General features: G+C 74.1%; 13 protein-coding genes. 8 read left to right on the forward strand and 5 right to left on the reverse strand.

Annotated elements, in window-relative coordinates; all coding sequences use genetic code 11:
• The first annotated feature begins 78 nt into the window (after window positions 1–78).
• The 4 genes from ACZ7OU_RS27905 (at window position 79) to ACZ7OU_RS27920 (ending at window position 6,532) form a co-directional block, all read left to right on the forward strand.
• Window positions 79–2,700 carry a CHAT domain-containing protein gene (locus tag ACZ7OU_RS27905; RefSeq protein WP_470257385.1) on the forward strand — a complete coding sequence of 874 codons (2,622 nt, stop codon included), beginning with the start codon at window positions 79–81 and terminating at the stop codon, window positions 2,698–2,700.
• 176 nt (window positions 2,701–2,876) lie between these two features.
• Window positions 2,877–4,310, forward strand: a complete 1,434-nt coding sequence (locus ACZ7OU_RS27910; protein WP_470257386.1) for a LodA/GoxA family CTQ-dependent oxidase — start codon at window positions 2,877–2,879, stop codon at window positions 4,308–4,310.
• On the forward strand, window positions 4,310–5,386 hold the full coding sequence (locus ACZ7OU_RS27915; RefSeq protein ID WP_470257387.1) for an NAD(P)/FAD-dependent oxidoreductase: 1,077 nt from the start codon (window positions 4,310–4,312) through the stop codon (window positions 5,384–5,386). Before ACZ7OU_RS27910 ends, ACZ7OU_RS27915 begins: the two co-directional genes overlap by 1 nt.
• A 36-nt stretch (window positions 5,387–5,422) precedes the next feature.
• Complete coding sequence (locus ACZ7OU_RS27920) at window positions 5,423–6,532, forward strand: hypothetical protein (RefSeq protein WP_470257388.1); 1,110 nt, start codon at window positions 5,423–5,425, stop codon at window positions 6,530–6,532.
• Between the two features lie 342 nt (window positions 6,533–6,874).
• On the opposite strand, the gene ACZ7OU_RS27925 is transcribed toward ACZ7OU_RS27920, so the two are convergent.
• The gene (locus tag ACZ7OU_RS27925) at window positions 6,875–8,542 is read right to left on the reverse strand and encodes an alpha/beta fold hydrolase (RefSeq protein ID WP_470257389.1); all 1,668 of its coding nucleotides are present in this window, start codon (window positions 8,540–8,542) and stop codon (window positions 6,875–6,877) included.
• Between the two features lie 157 nt (window positions 8,543–8,699).
• Between ACZ7OU_RS27925 and ACZ7OU_RS27930 the strand changes: the two genes are divergently transcribed.
• Entirely contained in the window at window positions 8,700–9,248 is a 549-nt protein-coding gene (locus tag ACZ7OU_RS27930; RefSeq protein ID WP_470257390.1) for an RDD family protein, read from the forward strand.
• Here the strand turns inward: ACZ7OU_RS27930 and ACZ7OU_RS27935 are convergent.
• Together ACZ7OU_RS27935 and ACZ7OU_RS27940 are read right to left on the reverse strand one after the other, a co-directional pair.
• Window positions 9,141–9,779: a response regulator gene (locus ACZ7OU_RS27935; protein WP_470257665.1), complete on the reverse strand. Its 639-nt coding sequence runs from the start codon at window positions 9,777–9,779 to the stop codon at window positions 9,141–9,143. The genes ACZ7OU_RS27930 and ACZ7OU_RS27935 overlap by 108 nt on opposite strands.
• Window positions 9,780–9,808: 29 nt before the next feature.
• Complete coding sequence (locus tag ACZ7OU_RS27940) at window positions 9,809–10,990, reverse strand: sensor histidine kinase (protein WP_470257391.1); 1,182 nt, start codon at window positions 10,988–10,990, stop codon at window positions 9,809–9,811.
• Window positions 10,991–11,122: 132 nt separating this feature from the next.
• Between ACZ7OU_RS27940 and ACZ7OU_RS27945 the strand changes: the two genes are divergently transcribed.
• Window positions 11,123–11,572, forward strand: a complete 450-nt coding sequence (locus ACZ7OU_RS27945) for a hypothetical protein (protein ID WP_470257392.1) — start codon at window positions 11,123–11,125, stop codon at window positions 11,570–11,572.
• Between the two features lie 4 nt (window positions 11,573–11,576).
• Here the strand turns inward: ACZ7OU_RS27945 and ACZ7OU_RS27950 are convergent, their stop codons facing one another.
• On the reverse strand, window positions 11,577–12,548 hold the full coding sequence (locus ACZ7OU_RS27950; protein ID WP_470257393.1) for a LacI family DNA-binding transcriptional regulator: 972 nt from the start codon (window positions 12,546–12,548) through the stop codon (window positions 11,577–11,579).
• A gap of 82 nt (window positions 12,549–12,630) precedes the next feature.
• Here ACZ7OU_RS27950 and ACZ7OU_RS27955 point away from each other — a divergent pair, with 82 nt between their 5' ends.
• A complete protein-coding gene (locus tag ACZ7OU_RS27955) occupies window positions 12,631–13,470 on the forward strand; it encodes a phytanoyl-CoA dioxygenase family protein (RefSeq protein ID WP_470257394.1) in 840 nt (279 codons plus the stop codon).
• A gap of 41 nt (window positions 13,471–13,511) precedes the next feature.
• Window positions 13,512–13,652 carry a hypothetical protein gene (locus ACZ7OU_RS27960; protein ID WP_470237107.1) on the forward strand — a complete coding sequence of 47 codons (141 nt, stop codon included), beginning with the start codon at window positions 13,512–13,514 and terminating at the stop codon, window positions 13,650–13,652.
• A gap of 4 nt (window positions 13,653–13,656) precedes the next feature.
• Here ACZ7OU_RS27960 and ACZ7OU_RS27965 read toward each other — a convergent pair whose 3' ends face one another.
• Complete coding sequence (locus ACZ7OU_RS27965; protein ID WP_470237106.1) at window positions 13,657–14,049, reverse strand: hypothetical protein; 393 nt, start codon at window positions 14,047–14,049, stop codon at window positions 13,657–13,659.
• Window positions 14,050–14,053: the final 4 nt, after the last annotated feature.

Raw genomic sequence — 14,053 nt, forward strand, 5'->3', positions numbered from 1 at the left:
GAGCAGCCCGCGGCCCGTTTGATTCCAGCATCGGAAAAACAGTTCCGGGTACCGCCAAGGAGGGGCATGCTTTCAGGCATGGAACCGATGGCCGTGCGGGACCAGGCGCTGGCGGCGCTGCGCCACGCCGACGCCGACGCGGGCCGTGCGACCCCGTTCGCCGAACGCGCGGTCCGCCGGGCCACCGCCGAGCACGACGACGCCGCGGCCTCGATCGCCGAACGGGCCTGGGGCCGGGCGGTCCTGCAGTGCGGGGACGTCGGGAGCGCGATCCGGCACCTGCGGCGGTCGATCGTCCTGGCCGACCGGGCCGGGGCCGCGGACCTGGCGGGCGAGACCCGGATCCCGCTGGCGGCCGCGCTGGTGCAGCGGGGCCGGGCCGAGGCGGCGCTGAGCGAGATCGACACCGCGGTCGGCCAGCTCGAGGGCGGCGGCCGTGCGCGGGCCCGGGCGCAGCGCGCGGACCTGCTGCACCAGATCGGCCGCCTCGCCGCGGCGCAGGCCGAGTACGACGTCGCGATCCCGTCGCTGCGCCGCGCCGGGGACGATCTCAACCTGCAGCGCGCGCTGGTGAACCGCGGCATCTTCGACACCGAGCGGCACGCGTTCGCGGCCGCCGAGGAGCACCTCCGCGAGGCCGACGGCCTGGCCAGGAAGCTGGGCCGCGGCTTGGCGGTCGGCATCATCGCCGAGAACCTCGGCTTCCTGGAAACCCTGCGCGGGGACGTGCCCGCGGCGCTGGCCCACCTCGGCCGCGCGGAGCGCATCATCGGCGAGCTCGGCGGGCAGCTGGGGCCCGTGTACTCCGACCAGGCGGAGCTGCTGCTGTCGGTCGGCGCCCGGGTCGAAGCGGCGGACGCGGCCCGCCGGGCGGTGCTCGCGTTCGAACGCGAGCGCCGCCTGCTGCTGGTGCCGGGAGCGCGGCTCCTGCTGGCGCAGGCCGCGTACCTGGGCGAGGACTGGCCGACGGCGCTCGAGCAGGCCCGGCGGGCCTACCGGGAGTTCACCCGGCAGGACCGGCGCGAGTGGGCCGAGCTGGCGCGGCTGGTCGTGCTCAAGGTCCAGCTGGCCTCCGCCGGCCGGCCGCGGGTGCCCGCGCACCGGGTCGTGACCATGGTCGAGGTCCTGACGTCCGCCGGCTGGCCGGCCGCGGCGCTGGAAGCCCACCTCGTCGCCGCCCGGCTCCCGGCCGGCCGCCGCGACCCCGTCCGCGGGGACGCCCACCTGCGCGCGGCGGGTGCGGCCACCCGCGGCGGACCGGCGGCCCTCCGCGCCCGCGCCTGGTACGCCCGGGCGGTCCTCGCGTGGCACCACGGTGACGGCCCCGCCGCCACCCGCGCGGTCCGGGCCGGCCTGGGCATCCTCGACGAGCACGCCGCCTCGCTCGGCGCGACCGACCTGCGGGCGCGGTCGGCCGCGCACCGGACGGAGCTGAGCGAGCTGGGCCTGCGCGTCGCACTGCGGTCCGGCCGGCCGGGCCAGGTCTTCGAATGGGCGGAACGCGGCCGGGCGAACCGGCTGGCCACCCGGCCGCTGCGGCCGCCCGAGGACCCGGAGCTCGTCGCGCTGCTCGCGGAGCTGCGGGCCACCCTGCGCGAGGTCGGCGCCCCGGGCGGGACGACGCCGAGGACGAGTGCCCGCCAGGCCGCGCTCGAACGGCGGATCCGCGAGCGCGCCCGGCTCACACCCGGCGTCGCGGACCGCCACCGGGTCCGTCCCGTCAAGCCGTCGGAGCTCGACCTCGGCGACGCCGCGCTGGTGGAGTTCGTGCAGCTCAACGGCTCGTTGCACGCGCTGACCCTGGTCGGCGGCCGGCTGCGGCTGCGGTTCCTGGGCGCGAACGACCGGGTCGCCGGGCTGGTCGCCAGGGTGACGTTCGCCCTGCGCCGGCTGGCCGGCCGCGCCGATCCCGCGCCGGCCCGGGCGGCCGCGCTCGGCCTGCTGGACCACGCGGGCGACGAGCTCGACCGCGTCCTGTTGCGGGCGCTGCCCGAACTCGGGGACCGCAGGCTGATCCTGGTGCCGACCGGCGCGCTGCACAGCGTGCCGTGGTCGGCGCTGCCCTCGTGCTCGGGGCGCCCGGTGACGGTGTCGCCGTCGGCGACGTTGTGGCGGTCGGCGGCCCGGCACCGCGCCACGGAGCTGGGCACGGTCAGCGTCGCGGCGGGGCCGGGGCTGGCCGGCGCGTACGAAGAGGCGCACGCCGTGGCCGCACTGCACCGGACGACGCCGCTCGTCGGTGAGGCGGCGACCGTCGAGGCGGTCCTGAAGGCGGTCGAGAACTCCGACGTGCTGCACCTCGCCGCCCACGGCCGGCTCGCGGTCGACCAGCCCCTGCTGTCCGACCTGCGGCTCCACGACGGGCCCCTGGTCGTGCACGACCTCGAGCGGCTGGACCGCGCGGCGCGGACCGTGGTGCTGGCCTCGTGCGACAGCGGGCGGTCGGTCGTGTGCACCGGCGACGAGCTCCTCGGGCTCAGCGCGACTTTCGCGGCCCTCGGCACGGCGCAGCTCATCGCTTCGGTGGTGCCGGTGCCCGACGCGGAGACGATGCCGCTGATGACCGCGTTCCACACCCGGCTCGTGGCCGGCCTGGCCCCGGCCGTCGCCCTCGCCGAAGCCCAGGAGTCGTTGCGGGGCAACGGGATCGGCTCCTTGGTCGCGGCGGTGGGATTCAGCTGTTTCGGCGCGGGGCACTGATCGGCGATCATCTGCTCCGATCGCATGAATTCGCCCGCCCGTCCGAAAGAATGTGTAACGAGGCGAGGAGCCGGACGACTAGCGGCGGGAGTGGCCCGGAACTATTTCCGAATACGGCCGGGTCCGGCGCTTTCCGGGGCCGGCCGGTGAACGATTCTCTTCGAGGTGATGCCGCCATGGCGATTGTCGCGGTCCGGATCCACCCGGCGATCGGTATCGCCCGGGTGGGAGACAGTGCGAGTGGCTATTTCTTCGGCCCGGAAAAGAGCGGGGAACCGGGGGTTCCCGGTGACGGCCGGTACCGGGATCTTGACGGCCGGATCAAGCGGCAGGCCGCCCGGTTCCGGTTGTTCGCCTCCCACGACGACGGTCGCGTCGCGGAGCTGACCGCGGCGGACGCCGAAATCGAGTGGACGGTGCGGCTCGCCAACCGCAAGGCCGCGTCGCCGCGGATCGGCCACCGGGGCGGGGACCGCAACGCCGGGCTGCCGCGGGACGACCTGGTCATCGACAGCGGCGCGCGCAGCGTCTCGGGGCGGGCCGCCGCCGAGGCCGGGCTCGACGGGACGTTCACTGTGGACGGTCGGCAGCCGGTCGCGGTGCACCTGGGCGACATCTCGACCGACGCGGACGGCCGGCTGCTCGTGAAGGGGGGCCGGGGGAAGTCCGGCTCCCCGTCGAACCACCCGCTCGACGAGTCCGGTGACGTCGACGAGTGGTACGACGACGTCGCGGACGGGCCGGTGTCGGCCACCGTCCGGATCGGGGGAACCGCGTACGACGCCGAGCGGGCGTGGGTGATCGTCGGCCCGCCGACGTTCGCGCCGGCCGTCGGCAACGTGGTGCGGCTGTGGGACGCTTTGGTCCACGCGCTCGCCGACGACGCCGTGAAGACCGCCCGTCCTTCGTACGTGCGCGACATCTACCCGATCTTGCAGGCCGCGAACGACATCGGCGCGGTCAACTCCGCCGCCCGGGGCCGGCACCGCTTCCGACACCCGGTGACCTCCGCCAAGGTGAAGGCCGACGTCCGGCGGCGGGTCACCACGGCCGGGCCCGGGCACATGCCGAAGCTGAACGACGACGACGGACGATCCGACGAGCTGTTCCTGACGCCCACCCAGCGCGGCATGATCCGGAAGTGGGCGGCCGGCGACGTCGACGACGACTGGCCCGCGGGCGCGGACTCCCCGCCGGTCGCGGCGGCGATCACCCCGGAGGGACTGGACCGGGCCGCGCTCGAGAACTGCGTCGGCGGTGCGCTGGGCCCGGGCATCGAGGCAGGGAAGTTCCTGCTGGACCCCGGCAACTTCGTCGACGAGCTCCGCCAGGGCCCGCACCCTTCGTTCCGGTTGGGACCCGGCGTCGGGCCCGGAGCGGTGACAGCCGGTCTGTCGGTGCCGTGGCAGGGCGACCTCCACCTGTGCCGCAGCTGGTGGGCGGAGGTCCCGGACCAGGTCACGCCCTTCGACGCCCCCCGCGGCTCGCGTCCGGTGGAGTGGATGCGGGGCGCGGAGGAGCTCGAGGACTTCGTGCACGGGCGGTGGGCGGGACTGGGTTTCGTCACGCGGCAAGGAGACGACCTCGTGGAAACCGACCGCGTGCTGTGATGCGGTTCGACGTGGTGGTGGCCGGCGGCGGGCCGGCCGGCGCCGCCACGGCACTGCGGCTCGCGCGCGGCGGGATGAGCGTCGCGATGTACGAGCCGTCGGACTACGCGCGGACGCGGCTGGGGGAGACGCTGGCCGCGGCTGTCGCGCCGATGCTGCGGGAGCTGGGTGCCGGCGACACGCTCGGATCCCTGCCGTCGTACCAGACCGCCAGTGCTTGGGGGACCGGCGAAGTCACGGTCCGGCCGTCCCTGTTGGACCCGTACGGCCCCGGCTGGCACGTCGACCGGGCCCGCTTCGACCGGATGCTCGCCGACGCCGCCGTCGCGGCCGGTGTCACCGTCCTGCGCCACCCGGCGACCGGGGTCGAGCGCGTACCCGGCGGGTTCCGGGTCGAGGCGGCCGTGCCCGCGTACGCGTCGTCGATCGTGGACGCGACCGGGCGCGCGGCAAGGCTTTCGTGCCGCGGGGGAGCCCGGCGTGACCGGTTGGACCGGCTGGTCTGCGTCGCCCGGGTCGTCGCCCTGCCTCCGGACGCCGATCTCGGGGACACCTTCGTGGAGTCCGCGGAAATCGGGTGGTGGTACGCGTCCCCGGTGCCCGGCCGGCGCCGTGTCATCGCCTGTTTCACCGAGCCGTCTGTTGCCGCCCGGGCCGGGCTCGTGTCCGAGGCGGGCTGGGCCGCGGCACTGGCCGCGACGAAGTACGTGCGCCGGCTGGCCGGGGCGGTTCCTGGCGGCGTGCCGTCGGTGGTCGCCGTGGGCGGGCACCTGCTGCGGCCGTGCGCGGAACCCGGCCGGCTCGCGGTCGGCGACGCGGCACTGGCGGTGGATCCGCTCTCGGGTGGCGGGGTGCCGTTCGCCCTGCGCTCGGCGGAGCGGGCCGCGGCGGTCCTGCTCGGTGGTGACGTCGAGGCCTACCGGCGGTTCGTCGAGGACACTGCCGCAGCCTATTACGAGACATACCAACGGATCTACCGCGCGGAAACGCGGTTCTCGCACGCCCCGTTCTGGCGGGCCCGGCAGCGACCCCTTCGCGATGTATCAGAACTACGGGTCCCCGTACCGATGAGGTGACCAGTTCGGACATCAGTGACCAGTGGAGGAGTGGCGATGTCTGTGGAGGCACAGGAATCCCCGGAGCCGGCTTCGGCCGATCAGGGCGAAAAGGACGGTTGTTCCGGCTGTGGCGGCGGGTGTGAGGAACGGACCCCGCGCGAGTGCCGCGGCCCGCGGCCCGTCCCGTGGCTGCCGTACGACCGGGCGCAGTACTTCTACGAGGGGCGCGTGTTCACGCTGGGGCGCTTCGACCAGGGCGTGCTGCAGCTGCGGGTGACCTACCAGCACATGCTGAGCCTGACCGGCCGGCAGCAGGGTCCGCTGCTCTACACCGTCACCCTGTTGCCGGGCGAAACGGTGGAGCTGTACGAGTTCGACCGCTACCGCCGCGTGCGTGCCGCCGAAGAGCGGCTTTCGGTGCACTCGTCGTTCCGGCAGACCATGAGCGCCCTGTCGCAGACGAGCCGGTTCTCGTCGGCGTCGGCCTACACCGACAGCCTCGTGGACATCCGCACGCACGCCGACACGTCGGTGTCCGCGGGCGGCGGTCTCGCCGGCTTCTTCGGCGCTCCCGAGGTGCGGGGCGAGTTCGGCGTCGCGACGGAGACGACCGTGGCCAGCGGTGCGTCGGCGGCGACGGCCTCTTCGCAGTTCACCCAGAACGCGATCACCGCGTCGCAGTCGACCGAGGCGGAACGTTCCGTCGTGGTGTCGAGCTTCGAGGACGCGGAGACGCAGAGCACGACGCGGCGAACGCTGGTGAACCAGAACCCGTGCCACGCGGTGACCTACTACGTCCGGCGGGTCATGGAGGTGTACAAGGCGTCGACCCGGGTGGAGTCGATCGAGTGGCGGATCGGCGACACGCCGTGGCGGACCGTCGAGGACCGGACCGCCGACGTCGAGCGGACCATGAAGGATCTCGGCGACGCGCTGCCGCGGCCCGACCAGGAGGTCACGGACGCCCGACAGGTGACGTTGCCGACCGACGGCACGCTCTACGAAGCCGAGCTGGCGCACTGTTCTTCGTGCGACCCGATGCGGGAAGCCCAGCTGCGCGTGGAGACCGAGAAGTTCCGCATCGAGAACCGGCGGGCCTGCGTGGAGGTCGAGCTGCTCACCCGCGACCCGGAGCCGGCGGACAGCGCCGGCGAACCGGGATAACCGCCGTCGCTCGGCGGATCCGCCACGCGCGGGGCGGATCCGCCGAGCCGTTCAGCGCGCGCCGGGACGCCGGGAAGTTCCCGTCCCGGGCCGTCGTCGACACCACCTCCGGCCACCGGTACGCGCCCGACGACCACGTCAAGGACCACCACGCGCCGGACCCCGAAATCCGTTACGGCGACGGCACCACGGTCACCGCCCGGGGCGCCCACGTCTTCGGGGTCGCGGGGCTGAGCGACCGGCCGCGCCGGCCGGCCTGGGTCGCCGGCTCCGGCGCGAACCTGAGCGTCCTGTTCCGCGAAGGGCCCCGTGGCAAGCCGATCCCGGCGACCGAACGCGTCGTCAGCGGTTCATCGCACTGACCTCGTCCCGGACCCGCGTGCGCACAGCACCGTCCGAAGAGAGTCGCGTCGGGACGGACGGCGCGGCGCTGCGCACCGGACCGGCGATCGGGTACACCTGGTCCTCGCCGATCAGGGGGACGCCCGGGCACGTCGTGCTGCCGGGCCGGGAGTTCTTGGTCAGGAACACGTTGACCAGGCCGTCGACGCACGGGTTGCCCGCCAGCGCGTACTGGCCGTGGAACGGCGAATCGTCCACCGACACCAGCGGGACGCCGGCCGAACGCGCCGCCGCGGACGCCTGCTCGTACCCCGTCTGCGGATCGAATTCCCCCTGCACCACCAGGATGTTCGCCGCCACCGACGCGGGGACGTCCGGCAGCTCGTGCTGGGGTGCGTCCGACCAGAAGCCGCACGTCTCGCCCAGGCCGTAGGCCCAGCCGAACAGCGGGTACCGCGGGCCCTGCCGGTCGCTGAGCCGCTCGTACCAGGACGCCGGGCGCGTCGGCTGGTCACCGCACGCGACGGCGAACCGGGTGCCGGGGCGCTGGGTGTAGTCCGGCGCCGCGGCGGCCACCCGCTCCGGCGTCAGCGACGCGGCCGGGACGCCGAACGCCTTGCGCGACACCGCATCCATCGAGTCCGCCAGCTTCGCCGGGGGAGTGGCGGACGTCCCGTCGAGCGCGGCGGCGCCCTGGAGGAAGACCAGCGCGCCGAGCAGCCACTGGAGCTCGCTGCCGTTGCCGACGAAGATGCCGTCGAAGGTGTCGGGCGAGACGCCGTGAGTGCCGTAGTAGGCACGGACGCGCTCCCACTCCGCCTTGACCTCCGCGGGCGTCCCGCCCAGCTGCTCCCCGAGGTTCCGCGCCAGCCACGGCACGTAGAAATCGTCGAACTGGCGCTGGTCGATCACCGGGAACGCCTCGAAGTCGGCCTGCAGCCGGCCTTGGAAGTTCACGCTGGAGTCGAGCACGGTCTTGCCGGTGTGCTCGGGGAACAGCGACGCGTACTTGGCGCCGAGCCAGGTGCCGTAGGAGTAGCCGAGGTAGTTCAGCTTCTCGTCGCCCAGCAGCGCGCGGATCAGGTCCATGTCGTGCGCGGTCTGCCACGTCGTGATGTACGGCGCGACCGCGTCGCTCTGGCACGCCTCGGCGGTGGCCCGCGGGATCTGCTGGTGCGCTGCGATGCTCGCCGCCGACCGGTCACGCGCGTCGAGGATTCCCTGCGGCAGGCGGCCGGTCGGGACCTGGCACTGGAAACCCTTGTCGTCGGTGCCGGCGTGGCCGGTGCCGCGCGGGTCCATGCCGACGAAGTCGTAGAGCTGGTGCACCGAAGGTTCCAGCGCGGCGAGCGAGCCGGCCAGCGGCGTGCCCTGGCCGCCCGGCCCGCCCGGGTTCAGCAGGAGCGCGCCCTGCCGCTCACCGGTCGCGGCGGCGCGGCTGATCGACACCTGGAGGTCGGCGCCCGCGGCCGGGGTGGCCCAGTCCCGCGGCACGGTGACGAGCGCGCACTGCGTGGGCGCGTCGCCGGTGGCCGGTTTGAAGGGGCAGTCGCCCCACTGGAGCTGCTGGGTCGTGTACGGCGTGAGCGGGTCCGCGGCCGCGGCGGGCACCGCCGCCGCGAAGAGGACGGCCGTCGCGGCCGCCAGTCCTGTCCGGGAAATGCGCACCGGGTGGTCCTTCCGTCGCCGGGTGGGTGCGCCCGAGCCTGGCCCGGCCGCGGCGGGCGGTGATCAGCCCGGAGGACTAGATCGGGGCTCGCGGCTCGGTCCCGGGTATGAGACGGCTCAGCGCGCGCCGGGACGCCGGGACCGTGATCATGGGGTCATGACCCGTCCGGGAATCGGTGTCGTCGGGCGCCGCCTCCTGCAGTTCCTGCTGGACGAGCTGCTCGTCTTCGTGCCGATGCTGCTGCTCGCGATCGCCGTGGTCTGGCTGTTCCACCCGCACGGCCCGGGGCTGCTGACGTTTCTCAAGGTCGTCCTGTACACGATGCTGGTGCTGGACTTCCTGGGCCTGCTGTTCGTCACCGTGTGGTGGCCCCACCGGCACGGCGGGCAGACGCCGGCGATGCGCTGGCTGCGCCTGCGGGTCGTCACGCTGGACGGTGCGCACCCGCCGCTGTCGGTGTTCGTGGTCCGGCAGCTGCTGATGCTGGTCGACGGCTTCGCGTGGGGACTGGTCGGCATCGTCGTGATGCTGGTGACGCGGCGCCGCCAGCGGTTCGGTGACGTCGTCGCGCGCACGGTCGTCGTCCGCGTGCCGAGGTCAGCGGGCCAGGCCGCTTTCCCAGGCCCAGATGGCGATCTCGGTGCGGTTGCGGGCGCCGAGCTTGCGCTTGACCGCGCCGATGTGGGTCTTGACCGTCGGCAGTGAGACCACCAGCGAGCGGCAGATCTCGTCGTTCGTCTCGCCGCGGGCCACGGCCTTCACGACGTCGAGTTCCCGTGGGGTGAGCGGGTTTTCGGGCTCGGGAGCGGTCCGGGGACCGCGACGCGCGTAGTGCGCCAGCAGCCGCGTCGTGATCGCGGGGGAGACGAGGGCCTCGCCGTGCGCGGCCGCGTGCACGGCTTCGATGAGCAGGTTCGGCCCGGCGTCCTTGAGCAGGAACCCGCAGGCGCCGGCGCGCAGGGCCGCGTGCACGTTCTCGTCGAGCCCGAACGTCGTGACCATCACGACGTGCAACGGGTCCGGGACGCCCGCGCCCGCCAGCAGTTCCGTGGCGCGCAGCCCGTCGACGCCGGGCATCCGGATGTCCATCAGCGTGACGTCCGGGCGCAGTTCGCGTGCCAGCCGGACCGCCTGGTCGCCGTCGGCGGCCTCGCCGACGACCTCGATGTCCGGCTCGCCTTCGAGGATCAGCCGGAACCCTGCGCGGACCATCGCCTGGTCGTCGGCGATCAGCACTCGCGTCGGCAACCCCGTCTCCCCTCGCCTCAGCCGGGTTCGAGCGGCAGCCGCGCGAGCACGCGCCAGCGCCGGCCTTCCGCCGGTCCGGCCTGCACCGTACCGCCCACCGCCGCGACCCGCTCCGCCATGCCGAGCAGGCCGTAGCCGCCCCGGCGGGCGGGCCGGGCGGCGCCGTCGTTGACCACCTCGACGCGCAGCTCGCCGCGCGGTTCGTGGTGGACGAGCACCCGGACCTCGGCCGCGTCGGGGGCGTGCCGGCGGATGTTGGTGAGCGACTCCGTGAGCAGCCGGTGCGCGGTGGTCACGACCTCCGGCGCGACGGCCAGCGTCGCGAGGTCCGGGCTGACGTCGAGGTGGATCCGGTCGTCGTCGGGCACCGCGCGGTCGACGGCGGTGGCGAGGTCGGCGGGCGGCACGAAGAGGTCTTCGTCGCCGGTCCGCAACGCGCCGACGAGCCGCCGCATCGCGGAAAGCGCGGTCGCGCCCGCGGTTTCCAGCTCGGCGAAGGTCGCGGTGTCGCCGCCGGTGCGCTCGGCGACGCGGTGCGCGGCCTGGACGCGCACGACGATGCCGGTGATCTGGTGGGCGACGAGGTCGTGCAGCTCGCGTGCGAGCCGGAGCCGTTCCGCGGACCGCAGTTCCAGGACGTCCACGCGGTGGCGGACGTCGGCGTCGCGCAGGACCAGCCCGCCGGCCAGCGCGCCACCCCAGACCACCGCGGCCCCGGCGGCGTAGAGCGCGGCGGGGGAGCCGGTGCCGTAGCGCAGGATCGGGGCGAGGGTGGCCGCGCAGCCGCCGAGCACGGCCTGGACGGCGGCCGCCCGGGGTGAGAGCCGGTGGCAGCAGGCGCCGACCACGAGCGCGATCGCGAGGGCTTCGGCCGCGCCGGGTTGGGGCGGGAGCCGCGCGCCCGTCGTCGCGAGCGCGGCCGCGACCGCCGAGCCCAGCAGCGAAAGCCCGGAGACGGCGGTGGCCAGCGCGGCCACCCGGTCGGGGAACCGGCGGCGCAGTACGGCCAGCAGCGCCACGACCGGCCCGACGCCCGGCGCGAACTCGGCGGCGACGGTGACCAGCTGGCCCTGACCGGGCAGGGCCTGGGCCGCGAAGACCAGGTCGAGCGCCACCAGCACGCCGAGGACGGCCGCCTCGGCCACCAGCGGGCCGCGGCGGCCGGTCCACGGGATGCCCGGGTGGCCGGCGAAGGTCATCCGCCGATCGTGCCCCACCCGGCGCCCGTCCGCCGCGTTCGCGCCGGGAGTTCGTACCTGGGTATGAGACGGTGGGAGATTCTCGTACCGCCGGTTGATCGCTTCCGCCGCGGATCCCGCCACGCTCGGAGCATGAACCGATTTCTGATGCGGGAGGCCGAAGTGGAGGCCGTGCCGCGGTCCGGGAAGATCGAAGGCCTGCCGGGCTGGTACTTCGTGCTCGTCGGCCTGCTGGTGGCGAGCAACGACTTCAGCCTGCAGTTCAGCGACCGGTACTCGTGGGTGGTGTACCTGCCGCTCGCGCTGGTCGCGGTCCACCTGACGCTGTGGTTCACGCTGCTGTCCCGGCGCCGCAAGTACCTGCGCGCGGTGTGGCGCAGCAAGCAGGCCCTGGTCCTCGTCGCCGTGCTCTTCGCGCTGCGGCTGGGGCTGCAGATCGGACTGACGAAGCTGACCGACAGCGCGGCGCCGCTGCACAGCTACACGCACCTGATCCTCGGCCTCGTCATGCTGGTCGTGACCACCGCCGGGGCGTGGTTCGACCAGTGGCTGATCCTGCGTGTGGTGAACCGGGACGCCTGAGCGGTCAGCTCGTCCCGCGCACGACGAGCCGGTGCGGGGCGACGATCGACCGCGGCGGCCCGGGCTCGGCGGCCAGGCGGTCCAGGGCGAGCTCGGCGATGCGGTCCTTGTCCGGTGACACCGTCGTCAGGGCCGGGACGCTGAACCGGCCGTCCTCGATGTCGTCGAACCCGACCAACGCCACGTCGTCCGGCACGCTCAGGCCGCGGTCGGCGGCGGCGCGCAACGCGCCCAGCGCGAGCTCGTCGGTGAAGCAGAAGACGGCGTCGGGCGGCTCGGCGCGGTCCAGCAGCTCCAGCATCGCGCGGTGGCCGTCGGCCCGGTGCAGGCGCCGGACCGGGACCTCCAGCCGGGGCAGGTCCGCCAGCGCGTCGCGGTACCCGGCGAGACGCTGGCGGGCGGTCGCGTTCAGCGACGCCGGCTGGATGCCCAGCGCGGCGACGCGGCGGCGTCCGGTCGCCAGCAGGTGCCCGGTGGCCTCGCGCGCGGCGGCGACGTTGTCGATCGCGACGTGGTCGACCCCGGCCGGGCCGTCGTGCTCGCCGAGCAGCACCAGCGGCACGGTGTCGGTGCGCGCGGCCAGCTCCGCGGGGGCCACCGCCCACGGGCTGAACAGGACGCCGTCGACGAGCTGGCTGCGCCGGCCGTGCAGGAGCTCCTTCTCCCGCTCGGCATCGCCGTCCGTCTGGTCGATGAGGACGGTCAGGCCGCGGCGGCCGGCGATGCGGACCGTCCGCGCGGCGAGCTCGGCGAAGTACGGCGAATCGATCTCCGGGACGACCAGGGCCACCAGCCCGGTCCGGCCCTGCCGCAGCGTCCGGGCGGCCATGTTCGGCCGGTAGCCGAGCGCGTCGATGCTCGCCTGCACCCGCTCGCGGGTCGCCGGGGCCACGTAGCGGAAGCCGTTGACCACGTTGGACACCGTCCGCACCGACACCCCGGCGTGCTCGGCCACGTCCCGCAACTTCGGGTTCACGACGGCACCCTACCTCTTGCAACGTGGCATGCCACGTTGCAAACTGAAGACGCCACGCCGTCGTGACGCCTCGGAGGCTCAAATGACCACGGATCCGATCGCCCCGCTGCCCGCCGCCGAAGTCGAGTCCCTGACCGGCCGGCTCCACGAGGACGGCATCATCGGTCTGCCGCGGGCGTTCCCGCGCGAGTGGGTGCGCCGGCTCGGCGAAGACATCGACACGGCGTTCGCCGAGGCTCGCGCCCGGCCGGACGGCGCCGTCGGCCGCGGCCCGAACCGCTACTACGTCGAGATCCACCCCGAACAGCTGCGCGGCTTCGCCGACCTGGCCGCGCACCCGTGGATCACCGCGGTCGCCGAGGCCGTGCTGGGCCCGGAGTACCGGATCGTCGAGATCGGGTTCGACGTCCCGCTCGCCGGCGCGGTCGACCAGCCGTGGCACCGCGACTTCCCGATGCCCGACGAAACGGCCCGCCACCGCAGGCTGAACTCCCTGGCCGTCAACGTGACCGCCGTCGACACCGAGCCGGACATGGGCCCGTTCGAGATCGCGCCCGGCACCCACTGGGACGACGGCGCCGCGTTCGACCACGGCATGTTCCCGCCGCGCTCGGCCTACCCGCGCTACCGATCGCTGGCGGCGCGGAAGTTCCCGCGGATGGGGGACATCTCGATCCGCTCCGCGCTGACCGTCCACCGCGGCACCGCGAACCACTCCGCGAAGTCCCGGCCGGTGCTCGTGCTGGGCCTCGACGCGCCGGGCGCCGGCAACGACGAACGCCACGACACCGCTGTGACGCACGACTTCTGGGCGTCACTCCCGGAATCCGTGCGCGCCCACCTGCGCTGCCCGGTCGTCGACACGCTGGAGCCGATCACCCAGAAGCACACCATCGAGGGACTGGTGATGGGCGAATCCTGAACCGGATGTTTGCCGATCCCGGTGCGCGGCAACACTCCGGCATGGCTGATGCAGGGATCACCGAAGTGTCGGGCCGGGCCGGGATCGTCGCGGGACTGCGGCGGGTGCTGCTGGCGTTCGGAGTCGGCGGCGCGTTCGCGTGCCTCGCCTGGATGGCGCTGTGGCTCGCAATGCACGTGTGAGCGGCTAGAACTCGTCCGACTTGGTCAGCTCGTGCTCGAGCGAGTCGGCCCGCGCGACGACTGCCTTGAGCGGGCGCTCGAACTCGTGCTCGATGCTGAGGTCCTCCAGCGGCACGGTGTGCTTGAGCAGCGCGACCCCGTCGACCACCGCGGCGCCGCCGACGGCCGACGACCCGGCCAGCTCGAGCAGGCGCCGCAGGTCCAGCTTGTCGGCCCAGCCGACGGGCGAGGAGATCTCGACCCACGCGCCGCCGTGCAGTTCCTCCACGTGGTGCACCGTCACCTGTTGCGTCCGGCCGTCCGGACCCTCCAGGCGGAACCGGAGCCAGTCTTCGGTGTCCTCCAGGACCTCGTACCGCGTCCGGACAAAGTTGATCACATCGGTCCAGGTGGTCACCCGC

Source organism: Amycolatopsis sp. NPDC114505, from assembly GCF_055633615.1.